Source organism: Pseudomonas syringae (assembly GCF_001698815.1).
GTDB lineage: Bacteria > Pseudomonadota > Gammaproteobacteria > Pseudomonadales > Pseudomonadaceae > Aquipseudomonas > Aquipseudomonas syringae_A.
This window is the reverse complement of the sequence record NZ_LGSI01000033.1, coordinates 55,512-72,544: the sequence shown is the minus strand read 5'-3', so window position 1 is coordinate 72,544 and position 17,033 is coordinate 55,512. Positions and strand designations below refer to the sequence as shown.

Sequence of the window (17,033 nt, the reverse complement as noted above, 5' to 3'; positions counted from 1 at the left end):
TCTACCTCAGTTTCAGCGTGGCAAGGCCGACCAACACGAGAATCACGGTGATGATCCAGAAACGGACGATCACGCGCGGCTCGGGCCAGCCCTTGAGTTCAAAGTGGTGGTGGATCGGCGCCATACGGAATACGCGACGACCGGTCAACTTAAAGGACGCAACCTGAATGACGACTGAAAGGGTTTCCATCACGAACACACCGCCCATGATGAACAGCACGATTTCCTGACGGACGATCACCGCGATGGTGCCCAACGCCGCGCCCAGCGCCAGCGCGCCGACGTCGCCCATGAACACCTGGGCCGGATAGGTGTTGAACCAGAGAAAGCCAAGCCCGGCGCCAATCAGCGCGCCACAGAACACGATCAACTCACCGGCGCCCGGTACGTACGGGATCAGCAGGTATTCAGCGAATTTCACGTTACCGGACAGGTAGCAGAAGATGCCCAGCGCACCGCCAACCAGCACGGTCGGCAGAATCGCCAGACCGTCCAGGCCATCGGTCAGGTTGACCGCGTTGCTGGAGCCGACGATGACGAAATAGGTCAGGACCACGAAGCCAATGCCCAGCGCGATACTGGCGTCCTTGAACATCGGGATGATCAGCGTGGTTTCCACTGCCGACGGCGCGGTCATATAGAGAAAGATCGCCGCGCACAGGCCGAACACCGACTGCCAGAAATACTTCCAGCGGCTCGGCAAACCTTTCGAGTTTTTCTCGATGACCTTGCGGTAATCGTCGATCCAGCCAATGCCGCCGAACAACAGCGTAACGATCAACACCACCCAGACATAACGATTAGCCAGGTCGGCCCAGAGCAGCGTGCTGATGGCGATGGACGACAGAATCAGCGCGCCACCCATGGTCGGCGTACCGGATTTGGACAGGTGCGACTGCGGGCCGTCATTGCGCACGGACTGGCCGATCTGCCGCATCTGCAAGGTACGAATCATCCAGGGGCCGAGGCACAGGGAAAGCGACAATGCAGTGAGCACGCCGAGGATCCCGCGCAGGGTCAGGTATTGAAAGACCGCGAAGCCTTTGTGGAACTGTTGCAGATACTCGGCCAGCAGCAGCAGCATTAATGTTTCTCCAGGCTAGAACTGCACAGCGCGGCGACGACGTTTTCCATCGCCGCGCTACGCGAGCCTTTGATCAAGATAGTGGTTTGAGTGTCCTGCTCGGCGCCCAGCGCAGCGATCAGGTCGGTCTGATTGGCAAAATGGCGCGCATGCTCGCCGAACGCGTTGACGGCGTGAACCATCAACGGACCAACGGCATAAAGTGCTGACACTTTGCCTGCAGCGTAAGCGCCGACATCGTGATGACCTTGTTCGGCCCAATCGCCCAGCTCACCGATGTCGCCGAGCACCAGTACCGTACGGCCGGTAAAACCGGTGAGGATGTCTACGGCGGCGTTCACCGACGTCGGGTTGGCGTTGTAGGTGTCATCGATCACCCGCACGCCATTTGGAGCAATTTGCGCAACCGTGCGACCTTTGACTGGCTGCACGGTATTGAGACCGATGACGATCCCTTCCAGCGTGACACCCAATGCATGCGCCCCGGCGGCGGCGGCCAGAGCGTTACCAACGTTGTGCACGCCGAGCAGATTGAGCTGCACCCGCGCCGAACCCAACGGGCTTTGCAGGGTGAAACCCGGGCAGCCGCGAGCGTCCAGCTTGAGATCCTGTGCATGGAAGTCGGCCGTTGCATCAGCAACCGCAAAGCTGATCACCTGTCGCTTGCCAGCACGGGCGCTCCAGATCTGGAACGCCTTATCTTCTTTATTCAGCACCGCAATGCCGAAATTATCGAGGCCCTCGAGAATTTCGCCCTTGGCCTCGACAATCTTGTCCGGCCCACCGAACTCGCCAACATGGGCGGTTCCGGCGTTGGTAATCAGCGCGACATGCGGCTTGGTCAGGCTGACGGTAAAAGCGATTTCGCCCAGACGCGAGGCGCCCAGCTCGATCACGGCCGCCGCGTATTGCGGGGCCAGCTCGAGCAGGGTCAGCGGCACGCCCAGTTCGTTATTCAGATTGCCACGCGTTGCCAGTACCGGCCCACGGGTGCGCAGGATGCTGGCGAGCATCTCTTTGACGGTTGTCTTGCCGCTGGAACCGGTAATCGCGGCCACCGGTTTGTCGACAAACGCGTTGCGGTTCATGGCACCCAGTTGCGCCAGCGCCTTGCGGGTATCCAGCACGACCAGTTGCGGCAAGGTCGACCCGGCAACTTCGCGCTCGACCAACGCGCCAACGGCACCTTTTGCGGCGACTTGATCCAGATAATCGTGACCGTCGAAGCGCGGACCGGTCAAAGCCACGAACAGCTGACCCGGCACAATCGCGCGACTGTCGATGCTGACGCCGTCGAAGCTGCAATCGGCGCCAACCAGACGGGCGTCGAGGGCTGTGATCACTTCAGTAAATGAAAGCGGCTTAAGCATGCGCGACCTCCCAGGCAGCCAGCGCTTTGGCGGCTTCTTCCAGGTCGGAAAATGCCAGGCGCTGGCCGTGGATTTCCTGATAATCCTCGTGACCTTTGCCAGCCAGCACAATCACATCGTCGGCATTGGCGCTGGCGATGATCTCGCTGATGGCCGGGCCGCGACCTTCAACGAAGCGCACGTTATCGGCGTGGACAAAGCCTGCGCGAATGTCGGCGAAAATCTGGCTTGGGACTTCGCTACGCGGATTGTCATCGGTGACCAGCACGCTGTCGGCCAGACGCTCGACCACTTCGGCCATCAACGGACGCTTGCCGCGATCACGATCACCGCCGCAGCCGAACAGGCACAACAGACGGCCCTTGGCATGTGGGCGCAACGCAGTCAGAACTTTTTCCAGCGCGTCCGGCGTATGGGCGTAATCGACCACCACCAACGGCTTGGCGCCGCCACCCAAACGCTGCATGCGGCCAATCGGCCCTTCAAGCTGGGGCAGCACTTTGAGAATTTCGTCCAGCGCATAATCCAGACCCAGCAATGCGCCGACCGCAGCCAGCACGTTGCTCAGGTTGAAGCGGCCCAACAGGCTGCTGCGCAACAGATGTTCGCCTTGCGGCGTCACCAGCGTGGCGCGCACTCCGTCGTCATCGAAACGCGCTTCCCGGCAAAACAGGTAGGCGCTGGAGTCTTCGAGGCTGTAGGTGATCAGGCGTGATTCATGTTTGTCCGCCGCCAGCTTGCGCCCGAAATCGTCGTCCAGGTTCAACACCCGGCAACGCAGGTCGGACCAGGCAAACAGCTTGGCCTTGGCATCGCCATAAGCCTGCATGGTGCCGTGATAATCCAGATGATCGCGGGACAGGTTGGTCAGCACGGCGACATCAAAGGCCAGCGCCGTGGCACGACCCTGATCCAGACCGTGGGAAGAAACCTCCATGGCCACCGCGCGAGCACCGGCTTTTTTCAGGTCAGTCAGCGTCGCCTGCACGGCAATCGGGTCTGGCGTGGTATGGCGGCCACTTTGCAGCGCGCCATAAAAGCCTGTGCCCAGCGTGCCGACGATGCCGCAATGCTGGCCGAGCAGGTCCAGCGCCTGGGCAACCAGCTGGGTAACGCTGGTCTTGCCATTGGTACCGGTGACGCCCACCAGATTCAGGCTGCGGCTCGGATCGCCATAAAAACGTCCGGCGATATCCGACAACTGCGCCGCGAGGCCTTTGACCGGAATCAGCGGCACGTCGGTGATCGGCAGAACCGTAGCGCCTTCAACTTCATAGGCAACAGCCGCTGCGCCGCGCTTCAAGGCGTCGGCAATGTGATCGCGGCCGTCGAACTTGCCGCCCGGCACGGCGAGAAACAGATCGCCGCCGCGCACGTTGCGGCTGTCGAGGGTCAACTCGCGAATCATGAGATCGCGATCGGCATGGGCAAAAATCTTGTTCAGGCTGGAAGACATCAACCACGCCCTCCTTTTACGACGGGTGCTGCATTGACTTGTTCTGGCGGCGTGGCAACGAGGTTATCGGGCGTGACGTTCATCAGGCGCAAGGTGCCGGACATCACTTTGCTGAATACCGGCGCGGAAACCAGGCCGCCGTAATAACCGCCCTTGCTCGGCTCGTCGATGACCACAACGATGGCGTAGCGCGGATTGCTCATCGGTCCGAAACCGGCGAACAGCGAACGGTAGGAGTTTTCGGCGTAACCCTTGGTGCCCACCGACGTCTTACGTGCTGTACCGCTCTTGCCTGCAACGTGGTAGGACGGCACACGAGCGCGATACACGCCACGCGGGTCTTCGATCACTTGTTGCAGCATGCCTTGCAAGGTTTTTGCGGTAGCTTCGGGGATCGCCTGAACCGAAGTCGGCGCCGCGTCGCTTTTCAGAATGGTCAGCGGCACGATGCGGCCATTGTTGGCCAATGCGGCGTAGGCGTGAACCAGCTGCAACGCAGTCACCGACAGGCCGTAGCCGTAGGACAAGGTCGCCGTCTCGGCTTTGCGCCATTCGCGATAGTTAGGCAGGTTGCCAACGCGCTCGCCCGGGAAACCCAGGCCAGTGTACTGGCCGAGGCCAACGCGCTGCATGGCACGGAAAATTGCTTCGCCGCCCACGTCGAACGCTACTTTACTCATGCCGACGTTACTGGAGTTGATCAGGATGCCGGTCAAATCGAGGATCGGGCCTTCGGTCTTGGTCACGTCACGAATGGTGTATTTGCCGATCTGCAAGGTGCCGGGATAAACCTCAACCTTGTCGGTTGGCTTCCAACGGCCGCTGTCGAGCGCGGCGGTCATGGAGATCGGCTTCATGGTCGAGCCCGGCTCGAACACATCGATGATCGCTCGGTTACGCATGGCGGCGGGCACCATGGTGCGACGGTTGTTCGGGTTGTAGGTCGGCGAGTTGACCATGGCCAGCACTTCGCCGGTCTTGACGTCCATGATCACCATGCTGCCGGCTTTCGCTTCGTTCTCGACGATGGCGTTGCGCAGCTCGCGGGTTGCCAGATATTGCAGGCGCAGATCAATAGACAAAGCCAAGGTCTTCCCGGCCTTGGCGTTTTTGGTGACCTGGACATCCTTGATCAGTCGTCCGCGCCGATCCTTGATGACTTGCCGCTTGCCGGGCACGCCGGCGAGCCAGTCGTCATAGGCCAGCTCGACACCTTCGCGACCGTGGTCGTCGAGATCGGTGAAGCCAACCATGTGCGCGGTCACGTCGCCCGCCGGATAAAACCGGCGGAATTCTTCGATGCCGTATACGCCGGGGACTTTCAGGTCCAGAACCGACTGGCCCTGCTCCGGGGTCAGGCCGCGAACCAGATAGATGAATTCCTTGGAAGCCTGAGAATCAAGACGCTCGGTCAGAGCCTTGGCATCCTGGCCCAGCGCGGCGGCCAGAGCTGGCCATTTGGCCTTGTCCAGCTGCATTTCCTTGGGGTTGGCCCACAGCGTGGTAACCGGCGTGCTGACGGCCAAAGGCTCGCCGTTACGGTCGGTAATCAGGCCACGGTGCGCAGGAATCGGGATATGACGAACGCTGCGTGCATCGCCCTGTTCCTTGAGGAACGTGTGATCCACAACTTGCAGGTCGACGATACGCCAGCAAATGGCGAGCACCAGAATGACGAGCAGGCCCACAACCACGCGGAAACGCCACGGATAAAGAGCCCCCTCCAGCTTCATCATGGCGCCACCATTCGAACTTCGGCGGCGCTCGGGATGCGCATTTTCAGTTGTTCTGTCGCCAGGGTTTCGATACGGCTATGGGCAGTCCAGGTGCTTTGCTCAAGGATCAGACGACCCCATTCAGCCTGCGCCTTGTCGCGCACGCTGAGTTCGGAATAGAGGGAATTGAGCAACTGACGGTTCCAGTGGGCGCTGTACGACACGCCAATCGCCGAAACCAGGACGGCGATAAACAGCAGCAGCATGATGAAACTGCCGCCTGGGAGAGGCTTGAGGAACAGCCGGCTCACTTGAGCTTCTCCGCTACGCGCATGACGGCGCTGCGCGAGCGCGGATTGGCCTTGGTCTCGACATCGGAGGCGAACTGCGCCTTGCCGTGAATCTTGATTTTCGGATCGAACGCCTTGAACTGGATCGGCAGGTCACGGGGCATATTGTCAGCTTCGCCCTTGGCGAGCTTGCGCATGAACAGCTTGACGATGCGGTCTTCCAGGGAATGGAAGCTGATCACCACCAGACGGCCGCCGATTTCGAGTACGTCCAGCGCGGCTTCGAGGCCGGCTTCAAGATCGCCCAATTCGTTGTTTACATGGATGCGCAAACCCTGAAAGGCGCGCGTCGCAGGATTCTTGCCCTTCTCCCAGGCCGGATTGGCGACCTTGAGCACTTCAGCCAGATCGGCTGTGCGCTCGAAAGGTTGCACTTCACGGCGCGCGACGACCGCAGCCGCCATGCGCCTGGAAAAACGCTCTTCGCCATATTCCTTGAAGACACGGGCAATTTCTTCGACCGGCGCGGTGGCGATGAACTCGGCAGCACTGACGCCGCGAGTCGGGTCCATGCGCATGTCCAGCGGACCATCGTTCATGAAACTGAAGCCGCGTTCAGGATCGTCCAGCTGCGGCGAGGACACGCCCAGGTCGAGCAGGACGCCGCTGACTTTGCCCTCAATCCCGCGGCTTTGAGCCTCGGAACCCAGTTCGGCAAAGCTGCGCTGCACAATAACAAAGCGGCCGTCTTCGGCCGCTAGCGATTGCCCGGTGGCAATTGCCTGGGGATCTTTATCGAACCCTAGCAATCGGCCATCAGGCCCCAGCTTCTGCAATATGAGGCGACTGTGTCCGCCACGCCCGAAGGTGCCATCCAGATAGCAGCCATCGGCGCGCACCGCGAGAGCCTCGACGGCTTCTTCGAGCAGTACGGTGATGTGGGTAAAGCCGCTAGTCATAGTCACAGGATCAAGTCACGTAATTCATCAGGCATCGCGCCAGGTTTTTGAATGGCCGCCAGATCCGCATCAGCAAGAGCGTTCCAGGCGTCCTCGTCCCACAATTGAAACTTATTGAGCTGGCCAACTAACATCACGCGTTTATCCAACTTGGCATAATCGCGAAGACGTGGCGGCACCAGAAAACGCCCACTGCCATCAAGTTCCAGATCGACAGCGTTACCGATCAAAAGCCTTTGCAAACGCCGGTTTTCCTCGCGAAACGTCGCGAGATCTCGCAACTTGGCTTCAATCAGTTCCCATTCAGAAAGCGGGTAAAGACATAAGCAAGGGTCAACAGCGTCAATGGTTACGATCAATTGCCCGGCACTACGCGAATCCAACTCGTCACGGTACCGACTCGGCATAGCGAGACGGCCTTTTGCATCGAGATTGATCGCATTGGCACCACGAAACACAGGCGCATTCTCCAAATACTAACTTTTTGCGCTGAAAAAACCCACTTCACGCCACTTTCTGCCACTTGTGCACACTATAGGAACGCGCCCACCACACCGTCAAGGCACGGTCCTAAGGAAAACCCTTACATTACTGAGATTTAGGAGTGGTTTCGGATGAGAAGCGGCAAATTTGCGAGGGTTCTTTCAGATATTTCCGACACGGCTCAGGGAGCTACGCGCAGAAGTTAATGTGTTTTATTAAGTTTAAGATTTTTTCGGTATTACGAGGGGTGTTGTGCGGCTGAAACGCACAAGGGGGAAAAAGGTGGAGAGTCGATCTGTAAGCCGGGTTCTGTCGAGGACAGTCATTCCTCTACGACGGCCGTCACCGGACGTCTTTAGCAACCTACCCGGTTCCAGCGCGGGCCACGCCTAGGAACCCTATTTGGTCTTGCTCCGAGTGGGGTTTACCTTGCCACGAACTGTTGCCAGACGCGCGGTGCGCTCTTACCGCACCTTTTCACCCTTACCGGCACCGAAGTGCTTAGGCGGTTATTTTCTGTGGCACTTTCCGTAGGCTCGCGCCTCCCAGGTGTTACCTGGCACTCCGCCCTATGGAGCCCGGACTTTCCTCCCCCCCTTAATTGCGAACAATAAGAGGCAGCGACTGTCCAATCGACTCTCCGCCGCCAAGGTTAGCGGCACGAGTGCCTGAGAACAAGCTTTAAAAAGTCCTGAGCTCAATCACTTAGCGCACATTCAGGGCAAAGCGACGCGCCCTACTCGCCTTTTTGCTTGTCCAGCGCCACCTGATAGAGCAGGTTTTTGCGCACACCGGTAATTTCCGCCGCCAGTGCGGCCGCCCGCTTGAGTGGCATTTCCTGCAGCAGCAAATCCAGAATCCGCCGCGCTTCAGTACCAATCACGTCCTCGCCTTCAGGCTCGCTCCAACCAGCGACCAACACCACGCACTCGCCGCGCTGTTGATTGCTGTCGTCTTCCACGAATGCCCTTAATTGCGACAAGGGCAGGCCTTTGAGGGTTTCAAAAGTTTTCGTCAGCTCACGAGCCAGCAAAGCCGGACGCTCCGGCCCGAACACCAGTTCTAGATCCTGCAGACATTCAAGAATCCGGTGCGGCGCTTCGTAGAAAATCAGCGTGCGCGGCTCTTCCTTGAGCAATTCCAGACGCGCCCTGCGCCCTACCGCCTTGGCGGGCAGGAATCCTTCGAAGATAAAACGATCTGACGGCAAACCGGCTGCAGACAGCGCCGCAATCAATGCACAGGCGCCAGGTACCGGAACCACCTTGATGCCGGCCGCTCGCGCCTGGCGAACCAGGTGATAACCCGGATCGGAGATCAGCGGCGTACCGGCATCGGAAATCAGCGCGACGTCATCGCCGGCCAGCAATCGTGCGATGAAACGACTGCCTTCATCGCGTTCGTTATGCTCGTGGCAGGCAGCCAGCGGCGTCGGAATGCCGAAGTGCTGCATCAGTCGCAATGAATGACGCGTATCTTCGGCGGCGATCAGGGCCACGTCGCGCAACACCTTCAAAGCCCGCACGCTCATGTCATCCAGATTGCCGATAGGCGTGGCCACTACATAAAGCGAGCCAGCAGCGGAATTCGAAGCAACGTCAGCAGTCAAAGCGCAGACCTCATTTGGTTACCCTTGATGGGTGAAGAGTCCGCATTGTACAGACTACGACTCCACTGCATGGGTAGCGTGCTCAAGGAAGAACCTGAAAAAGGATGGAAAATTAATGAGATGCATCGCGATTCGCTATTTCAACACCCGCACATCCGCCGCTTTGGCTGTTAAAAAGCCCGTTCGGCAATCTATATCACCGCTTTAACGCCATCGACGTCGCACCCTTGCCAGCGCTTGGGTACAATTCCCCGCTAATTTGCTCGAGTATCAGGAACATACACATGATCGCTTGCCTGCGGCTGTTCTCTGCCCTCTGCCTCGCTGCCCTGTTGGCGGCTTGTGCCAGCTCGCCTTCGTCCAGCCTTGGCGAACTTCCACGTACCCCTGATGCCAGTATCGAGCAATTGCTCGACCAGGCTGCACAGGCGAAAACTCCGGACCAGGCTGCCTTGCTGAGACTCAGCGCGGCGGATCTGGCCAGCCGGCAGAATGATCCAGGTCGCGCCGCGCAGATTCTCGCGCAGGTAAAGCTGGAACTGCTCAAGCCGGGCCAACAGGTTTACGCCAGTACATTGGCCGCTGAACTGGCGATGGGCCGCAACCAGCCCAAGGCTGCGCTGACCGCGTTGAACCACCCAAGCCTGCAACGCCTTGGCGAGTTGTCCGTCGAGCAGCAAGTGCGCACCCACACGGTCCGGGCACGGGCACTGGAAGCTGACGGCCAGACCATGGCCGCGATCAGCGAACGTGTCTTCGTCGGCCCGCTGCTGCAAGGCGCCGAGCTGAGCGCCAACAACGATGCCATCTGGGCATTGGTTGCCGCGCTGCCGCCTGAGCAACTGCAAAGCACCGCAAACGATGACGTCGGTGGCTGGCTGAGTCTGGCGCGCGCCGTCAAAGGTGCCGGCACGCTGGAACAGCAACAGGCTGCCATCGACAGCTGGAAAGCGCAGAATCCGAAACATCCGGCGGCCGTGCAGCTGCCGACCACCCTGGCGCAACTGCGCGCACTGACCAGCGAACCGCTGACCAAAATCGCCCTGCTTCTGCCCCAGGAAGGCCCGCTGGCTGCAGTTGCCAAGGCATTGCGCGAAGGCTTCATGGCCGCGCATTACCAGGCGCAACAAGCCGGTCAGAACCCGCCTTCGATTCAAGTTTTCGACAGCTCGCGCCTGACGTCCATGGACGAGTTCTACCGCCAGGCCAAAGCCGCTGGCGTGCAATTGGTGGTCGGTCCGTTGGAAAAACCACTGGTCAAGCAACTCAACGGCCGCGAGCAATTGCCAATCACCACCCTGGCGCTGAATTACAGCGACGCTGGTGCTGAAGGCCCGCCGCAACTGTTCCAGTTCGGCCTCTCTGCAGAAGACGAAGCTCGTGAAGTGGCTCGTCGTGCCTGGGCTGACGGCAAGCGCAGCGCGGTCGCCATGGTGCCCAAAGGCGAATGGGGCGACCGTGTACTGGAAGCTTTCCGTCAGAGCTGGCAGGCAAAGGGCGGCACATTGATTGCTGCCGAACACGTTGATCAGCCGGTTGCGCTTGCCCAGCAAGTCGCCGAACTGTTCCAGCTGCGCAATAGCGAAGGTCGCGCCAAACGTCTGCAAAGCACAGTAGGTACCGATGTCGCTGCGCAACCGTCGCGCCGCCAGGACATTGATTTCATGTTCCTCGCCGCCACGCCGCAACAAGCCCAGCAGATCAAGCCAACCATGGTCTTCCAGTACGCTGGCGACGTTCCGGTCTACGCCACTTCGCACCTGTTCACCAACAGCAACGATCAGGCGCAGTACATGGACCTCAACGGCGTGCGTTTCTGTGAAACCCCTTGGTTGCTTAACGCCAATGACCCGTTGCGCCAGCAAGTGATCGCGCAATGGCCGCAAGCTGCCGGCAGTCTGGGCCGTCTCTACGCAATGGGTGTCGACGCTTATCGCCTGGCGCCTCGCCTGGGCCAACTCAAGACCCTGCCTGAAAGCCGCATCGACGGCCTCTCCGGCAGCCTGAGCATGAACCCGGGCCGTCGTATTGAACGTCAATTGCCCTGGGCCGAGTTCGTTGACGGCAAAATCCAGCGCCTGCCGGACACTGCGCCCTGATGCAACGTGACACCGGCAAGCAAGCAGGGCGCGAGGCTGAGGCCAGCGCCCTGCTGTATTTACAGCAGCAGGGAATGCAGCTGATTGCACAAAACTGGTTATGTAAACGTGGCGAGCTCGATCTGGTCATGCTCGACGGAGATACAGTAGTATTCGTCGAAGTTCGCTACCGGCGCCATTCCGGCTGGGGCGGAGCGTTGCACAGTGTGGATTTTCGCAAGCAGCAAAAAGTCATTCTGGCGGCACAGCTGTTTTTGCAGGACGACACTCGCTGGGGGGATGCACCCTGCCGTTTCGACGTGGTGGCCATCGAGGGACAACCGGGCTCCGGCGCTCCTCTGAACTGGCTTAAAAGCGCGTTCGACAGCTGAGTTGCAATGCCCGCAATGCCGACCCTGAAACACGTACCGCACACCCAATACCGATTTCGCTCTTCGATTTGCGGGCTGCACAGATGTGTGCCGGGAAGCCTCCAGAATCTTCTGGTCAGCGCCCGACTAGCCGCCATACGCTCTAATTAAGGTCACCCAGATGGACATGCAATCCCGAATTCGCCAGCTTTTTCAGGCCAGCATCGATACCAAGCAACAGGCGATGGAAGTCCTTGCACCCTACATCGAGCAAGCCAGCCAGGTCATGGTCAATGCCCTGCTCAACGAAGGCAAAATGCTTTCTTGTGGCAATGGCGGCTCGGCGGGTGACGCTCAGCACTTCTCGTCCGAACTGCTCAATCGATTTGAACGCGAGCGCCCGAGCCTTCCGGCGATTGCATTGACCACCGATACTTCAACCATCACATCGATTGCCAATGATTACAGCTACAACGAGATCTTCTCCAAACAGATCCGCGCCCTCGGCCAGCCGGGCGATGTGTTGCTGGCGATTTCCACCAGCGGTAACTCGGCGAACATAATTCAAGCCATCCAGGCCGCACATGATCGCGAAATGATTGTCGTAGCATTGACGGGACGCGATGGCGGCGACATGGCCTCGCTGCTCTTGCCGGAGGACGTGGAAATCCGCGTACCGGCAAAAGTCACCGCGCGAATTCAGGAAGTCCACCTGCTGGCGATCCATTGCTTATGCGATCTGATCGACAGCCAACTGTTCGGGAGTGAAGAATGACCCTTAATCGCCTCAGTCTGCTGGCTCTGACCCTGTGCCTCGGCCTTAGCGGCTGCAGCTCGGTAATCAACGCCAGCCGCGAAAAGCCCATCGAAGACGATCGCGGCACACGCACCTTCGGCAGCAAGATCGATGACTCGTTGATCGAAACCAAGGTAGCGGTCAACGTCGCCAAGGCCAGCCCTGATCTGGACCAGAATTCGCACATCGTCGTGTCCAGCTTCAACGGCATCGTGCTGCTGGCGGGCCAGACGCCACGCGCCGACCTCAAGCAGATGGCCGAACAAGCCGCTGCCGCCGTGCAGAAGGTCAAGAAGGTCAACAACGAAATCCAGGTAATGGGCTCCTCGTCGCTGCTGGCGCGCAACAACGATGCGTGGCTGACCACCAAGATCAAAAGCCAGATGCTGACTGACAGCGCCATTCCTGCCACACGAATCAAGGTCATCACCGAGAACGGCATCGTCTACCTGCTCGGTCTGGTAACCCAGGCGGAAGCGACTCAGGCGACCAATCTGGTTCAGGGCGTGTCAGGCGTGCAGAAGATCGTCAAGCTGTTTGAATACATCGACTGATATTTGCCGCATTTTTAGCCGAGGCCGATTGAGCATTCGGGGACAAGTCCCCTCCTACCGATTTGCACAGATTCGGTAGGACCGGACTTGTCCGGGAAGGCGGCTTCCATGAAAAAGGCGATCCCGAGGGATCGCCTTTTTTTATTTCACCACTTTCAGGCTCGGCCGACCGCTAGGGCGCGGTGGCTCGGTTTCCGGTGGCGGACTGTCATCATCCTGCTCGATCTCGTCATCATCCTCGAAGGGAGGCTCCAGATCGAAAACCATACCTTGGCCGTTCTCCCGAGCGTAAATGCCCAGAATCGCCGCCACAGGGACGTACAGGGTGTGCGGCACGCCGCCGAAGCGACCCTCAAAGCTGACCGCTTCGTTATCCATGTGCAAATGACGCACGGCGGACGGTGAAACGTTCAGGACAATCTGCCCATCGTTGGCAAACCCCTGAGGGACCTGAACCGATGGGTATTCCGCATTGACCAGCATATGCGGGGTGCAATCGTTATCGACGATCCACTCATAAAGAGCACGAATCAGATAAGGGCGACTGGAGTTCATCAACGGCTCCTTAAGCCTTAGCGCATGTCACGCTCAACACCAGACAGACTCGCCTGAAATGCCTCACGCGCAAACTGGCGCTCCATATAATCAAGCAGCGGCTTGGCAGGCCGCGGCAACTCAATACCCAGGACGGGTAAACGCCAGAGTATGGGCAATAGACAGCAATCAACCAGACTTTGCTCGTCACTCAGGAAAAAAGCTTTTTCCGCGAACAACGGCGAAACCCCGGTCAGGCTCTCGCGCAGCTCTTTACGCGCCTGAACGCGGGCCGTTTCCTTGCTGCGCGAATCCAGAATCAGATCCACCAGCGCGCACCAGTCACGCTGGATCCGATGGATCAGCAGGCGGCTGTTGGCACGTGCCACCGGATAAACCGGCAGCAGCGGCGGATGCGGGTAACGCTCATCCAGATATTCCATTACCACCGTCGACTCGTACAACGCCAGGTCGCGATCGACCAGGGTTGGAACGCTGCCGTACGGGTTCACCTCGATCAACTTCGGCGGATGACGACCCGCAACAACATCAATGATCTCGGCGCTGACACCTTTCTCGGCGAGCACTATGCGCACGCGATGGGAATAGTGGTCGGCGGGGTCGGAGTAACAGGCCAACCGGTTGGTCACGCCCATGGCGGTCCTCCTCGCTTGTTGAATTTATCGAATACAAAAAAAACGAACGCGCCCTGAGGCGCCTCCGATAACGACCGCTTTTGAAGCTGGTGGTCGTCGCGGGCGACAAGATAGCTCATTTACGCAAAGTAAATTCTGCAATCTTTGCCGCCGCTACTATACCCGCCCCGCGCTCACTACCTGAAAGAGACGCCCGAGGGCGCGTGTCGTCGACAGTCGGTGTTGCAATTATCAGTGATGAATATCTTTCCAGTACTCGCGTTTAAGCAGGTAGGCGAACACGAAGAAAAACGCCAGATAGAGCAGCACGTAGGTGCCGATCCGCTGATGCTGCAGCTTCACCGGGTTTGCCGAATAGGCGAGGAAGGTCACGAGATTCTTGACCTTCTCGTCGAACTGCTCTTCGTTCAGACTGCCGGTTTTCGGCACGACGGTCAGCTGATCACAGGCTTCGTGAGTAAGCGGCGAACCGGTCAGCGGGTCGTATTGCTTCTTGCCATCTTCCACGACCTGCACTTGCTTGCAGCCTACAACTTGACGACCCTGCAGGCCGACCAGCACGTTCGGCATGCCGACATTCGGGAAGACCTTGTTGTTCACGCCCCATGGACGCGCCGGATCTTCATAGAACGAACGCAAGTAGCCGTAGAGCCAGTCCGTGCCACGAACCCGCGCAACCAGCGTCAGGTCCGGCGGTGCCGCACCGAACCAGGCCTTGGCATCGCTGGATTGCATGCCGATGTTCATGTGATCGCCGATCTTGGCGCCAGTGAGCACCAGCTTCTCCAGCATCAGCTCATGAGGAATGCCCAGGTCATCCGCAACGCGCTCATAGCGCTGGAACTTGGCGCTGTGGCAGCCCATGCAGTAGTTGGCGAAAGTCCGCGCACCGTCCTGCATGGCCGCTTTATCAGACACGTCGATATCGACGCTTTCCAGTTCCGGGCCGTGTTCGGCAGCAAACGAAAGCACTGGCAGAGCAGCAAGAATCAATACAGCAAATAGCTTTTTCATCAGCCAGTCACCCTTTCTGGAACCGGTTTGGTCTTCTCGAGCCGGGTATAAAACGGCATCAGAATGAAGTAGGCGAAGTACAGGAAGGTACACACCTGCGACAGCAACGTACGAGCCGGGGTCGGCGCCAGAACGCCCAACACACCCAGAATCACGAAGGACACACAGAACACCAGCAACCAGATCTTGCTCAGCCAGCCTTTGTAGCGCATCGACTTGACGGGGCTGCGGTCAAGCCAAGGCAGCACAAACAGCACCGCAATCGCCGCACCCATGGCGATTACACCCAGGAGCTTGTCGGGAATGGCCCGCAAGATCGCGTAGAACGGCGTGAAGTACCAGACCGGGGCAATATGCTCAGGAGTCTTGAACGCGTTCGCCACCTCGAAGTTAGGCTTTTCGAGGAAGTACCCACCCATTTCGGGGAAGAAGAACACAATCGAGCAGAACACGAAGAGGAACACGACAACGCCGACGATATCCTTGACGGTGTAGTAAGGGTGGAAAGGAATGCCATCGAGCGGCACGCCGTTTTCATCCTTGAGCTTCTTGATATCGACCCCATCCGGGTTGTTCGAGCCCACCTCGTGCAGCGCCAGGATATGCAGAACCACCAGGCCCAACACCACAATCGGCAGAGCGACCACATGCAGGGCGAAGAAGCGGTTCAGGGTGATCCCGGAAATCAGGTAGTCACCACGAATCCACTGGGTCAGGTCATTGCCGATCACCGGAATGGCGCCGAACAGCGAGATGATCACCTGCGCGCCCCAGTAGGACATCTGCCCCCATGGCAACAGATAGCCCATGAAGGCTTCAGCCATCAGCGCGAGGTAGATCAACATGCCGAAGATCCACACCAGCTCGCGCGGCTTCTGATAGGAGCCGTAAAGCAAGCCACGGAACATGTGCAGATAGACCACGATGAAGAACGCCGAGGCGCCGGTCGAGTGCAGCAGGCGCAGGATCGAGCCGTACTCGACGTCGCGCATGATGTATTCGACGGAAGCAAACGCCTCTTCAGCCGACGGCGTGTAGCTCATGGTCAGCCATACGCCGGTCACGATCTGATTGACCAGGACCAGCAGCGCCAGGGAACCGAAGAAGTAGAAGAAGTTGAAGTTTTTTGGAGCGTAATATTTGCTGAGATGGTCTTCCCACATTTTTGTGGCAGGGAAGCGGGCATCTACCCAATCCATGAATTTGCTCATCACGCTTTCTCCTGATCAACGCCAATGACAATAATATTGTCCGACTCATAGGAATGCGGCGGCACTGGCAGATTCAAAGGTGCGGGTTGCGATTTGTAGACGCGGCCTGCCAGGTCATAGTGCGAACCGTGGCAAGGACAGAAATAACCACCGACCCAATCCTTGCCCAGGTCGGCAGGAGCAACTTCAGGGCGGAAAGTCGGGGAGCATCCAAGGTGCGTGCAGATACCGATCAGCAGCAGGATTTCCGGCTTGATTGATCGCACAACAGGATCGACGTAAGTGGGTTGGACCGAACTCTTGGATTCGGGGTCGGACAACTGGCCTGTAATTTTGCCAAGATTTCCAAGAATCTCCTGGGTGCGACGGACGATGAAAACAGGTTGACCGCGCCATTCAGCAATCATCTGCTGTCCTGCTTCGATCTTGCTGATATTCACCTTGACCGGTGCACCCGCGGCTTTCGCCTTGGCACTGGGAAACCATGACCCCACGAACGGGACCGCAGCCCCCACCGCTCCTGCTGCGCCAACCACAGATGTGGCCGCCACGAGGAAGCGACGCCGGCCTGCATTCACGCCGTCATTGCTCATTCCGTCCTCTCCCATCAGCTTTGTGGCCTGTTAAATCAGGCGTCTACTTAAATAAAATTTAGCTGTTATAAATTTTGCCGAATGGTAATGAAAAACCCTTCATTACACAAGGGAATTGCGTTTAGACAAAAAGCCGCAGCCCTTGTATTTCGCGGCTTTCACGGATGAGTCACGTTGTCACACCTAATAGCCACCTACATAATAGCCGCCCATAAAAAAACGCCCAGCTCCGTGAGGAGGCTGGGCGTTCTTTTTGAACG

General features: G+C 58.6%; 17 protein-coding genes and 1 other RNA gene. 4 read left to right on the top strand and 14 right to left on the bottom strand.

Annotated features, from left to right (window positions below; all coding sequences use genetic code 11):
• Position 1: 1 nt before the first annotated feature.
• The 9 genes from mraY to rsmI form a co-directional block, all read right to left on the bottom strand.
• Complete coding sequence (gene mraY, locus AFK24_RS09060) at positions 2-1,084, bottom strand: phospho-N-acetylmuramoyl-pentapeptide-transferase (RefSeq protein ID WP_065832927.1); 1,083 nt, start codon at positions 1,082-1,084, stop codon at positions 2-4.
• Positions 1,084-2,454, bottom strand: coding sequence for a UDP-N-acetylmuramoyl-tripeptide--D-alanyl-D-alanine ligase (locus AFK24_RS09055; protein WP_065832926.1), 1,371 nt, complete (start codon positions 2,452-2,454; stop codon positions 1,084-1,086). The genes mraY and AFK24_RS09055 overlap by 1 nt, the downstream gene beginning before the upstream one ends.
• A complete protein-coding gene (locus tag AFK24_RS09050; protein ID WP_065832925.1) occupies positions 2,447-3,910 on the bottom strand; it encodes a UDP-N-acetylmuramoyl-L-alanyl-D-glutamate--2,6-diaminopimelate ligase in 1,464 nt (487 codons plus the stop codon). The genes AFK24_RS09055 and AFK24_RS09050 overlap by 8 nt, the downstream gene beginning before the upstream one ends.
• A complete protein-coding gene (locus tag AFK24_RS09045) occupies positions 3,910-5,643 on the bottom strand; it encodes a peptidoglycan D,D-transpeptidase FtsI family protein (RefSeq protein WP_170826306.1) in 1,734 nt (577 codons plus the stop codon). Before AFK24_RS09045 ends, AFK24_RS09050 begins: the two co-directional genes overlap by 1 nt.
• Positions 5,643-5,936 (bottom strand): cell division protein FtsL, encoded by a 294-nt coding sequence (ftsL, locus tag AFK24_RS09040; RefSeq protein ID WP_065832923.1) that lies wholly within the window; start codon positions 5,934-5,936, stop codon positions 5,643-5,645. Before ftsL ends, AFK24_RS09045 begins: the two co-directional genes overlap by 1 nt.
• Entirely contained in the window at positions 5,933-6,874 is a 942-nt protein-coding gene (gene rsmH, locus AFK24_RS09035; protein ID WP_080482089.1) for a 16S rRNA (cytosine(1402)-N(4))-methyltransferase RsmH, read from the bottom strand. The genes ftsL and rsmH overlap by 4 nt, the downstream gene beginning before the upstream one ends.
• Positions 6,875-6,876: 2 nt before the next feature.
• A complete protein-coding gene (mraZ, locus tag AFK24_RS09030) occupies positions 6,877-7,332 on the bottom strand; it encodes a division/cell wall cluster transcriptional repressor MraZ (protein ID WP_020292957.1) in 456 nt (151 codons plus the stop codon).
• A 307-nt stretch (positions 7,333-7,639) separates the two neighbouring features.
• Positions 7,640-7,997, bottom strand: an RNA gene (gene rnpB, locus AFK24_RS09025) — RNase P RNA component class A.
• 96 nt (positions 7,998-8,093) lie between these two features.
• Entirely contained in the window at positions 8,094-8,966 is an 873-nt protein-coding gene (rsmI, locus tag AFK24_RS09020) for a 16S rRNA (cytidine(1402)-2'-O)-methyltransferase (protein ID WP_065832921.1), read from the bottom strand.
• 284 nt (positions 8,967-9,250) lie between these two features.
• Between rsmI and AFK24_RS09015 the strand changes: the two genes are divergently transcribed.
• The 4 genes from AFK24_RS09015 (at position 9,251) to AFK24_RS09000 (ending at position 12,765) form a co-directional block, all read left to right on the top strand.
• Positions 9,251-11,065: a penicillin-binding protein activator gene (locus tag AFK24_RS09015; protein WP_065832920.1), complete on the top strand. Its 1,815-nt coding sequence runs from the start codon at positions 9,251-9,253 to the stop codon at positions 11,063-11,065.
• Entirely contained in the window at positions 11,065-11,436 is a 372-nt protein-coding gene (locus AFK24_RS09010) for a YraN family protein (protein WP_065832919.1), read from the top strand. The genes AFK24_RS09015 and AFK24_RS09010 overlap by 1 nt, the downstream gene beginning before the upstream one ends.
• Before the next feature lie 160 nt (positions 11,437-11,596).
• Positions 11,597-12,190: a phosphoheptose isomerase gene (locus tag AFK24_RS09005; RefSeq protein WP_065832918.1), complete on the top strand. Its 594-nt coding sequence runs from the start codon at positions 11,597-11,599 to the stop codon at positions 12,188-12,190.
• Positions 12,187-12,765: a BON domain-containing protein gene (locus AFK24_RS09000; protein ID WP_065832917.1), complete on the top strand. Its 579-nt coding sequence runs from the start codon at positions 12,187-12,189 to the stop codon at positions 12,763-12,765. The genes AFK24_RS09005 and AFK24_RS09000 overlap by 4 nt, the downstream gene beginning before the upstream one ends.
• A gap of 141 nt (positions 12,766-12,906) precedes the next feature.
• On the opposite strand, the gene AFK24_RS08995 is transcribed toward AFK24_RS09000, so the two are convergent.
• The 5 genes from AFK24_RS08995 to petA form a co-directional block, all read right to left on the bottom strand.
• The gene (locus AFK24_RS08995; protein WP_065832916.1) at positions 12,907-13,320 is read right to left on the bottom strand and encodes a ClpXP protease specificity-enhancing factor; all 414 of its coding nucleotides are present in this window, start codon (positions 13,318-13,320) and stop codon (positions 12,907-12,909) included.
• Positions 13,321-13,337: 17 nt separating this feature from the next.
• Positions 13,338-13,955 carry a glutathione S-transferase N-terminal domain-containing protein gene (locus AFK24_RS08990; protein WP_065832915.1) on the bottom strand — a complete coding sequence of 206 codons (618 nt, stop codon included), beginning with the start codon at positions 13,953-13,955 and terminating at the stop codon, positions 13,338-13,340.
• Between the two features lie 231 nt (positions 13,956-14,186).
• A complete protein-coding gene (locus tag AFK24_RS08985) occupies positions 14,187-14,969 on the bottom strand; it encodes a cytochrome c1 (RefSeq protein ID WP_065832914.1) in 783 nt (260 codons plus the stop codon).
• Complete coding sequence (locus AFK24_RS08980) at positions 14,969-16,180, bottom strand: cytochrome b (RefSeq protein ID WP_065832913.1); 1,212 nt, start codon at positions 16,178-16,180, stop codon at positions 14,969-14,971. Before AFK24_RS08980 ends, AFK24_RS08985 begins: the two co-directional genes overlap by 1 nt.
• On the bottom strand, positions 16,180-16,773 hold the full coding sequence (petA, locus tag AFK24_RS08975; protein WP_020292947.1) for a ubiquinol-cytochrome c reductase iron-sulfur subunit: 594 nt from the start codon (positions 16,771-16,773) through the stop codon (positions 16,180-16,182). Before petA ends, AFK24_RS08980 begins: the two co-directional genes overlap by 1 nt.
• Positions 16,774-17,033: the final 260 nt, after the last annotated feature.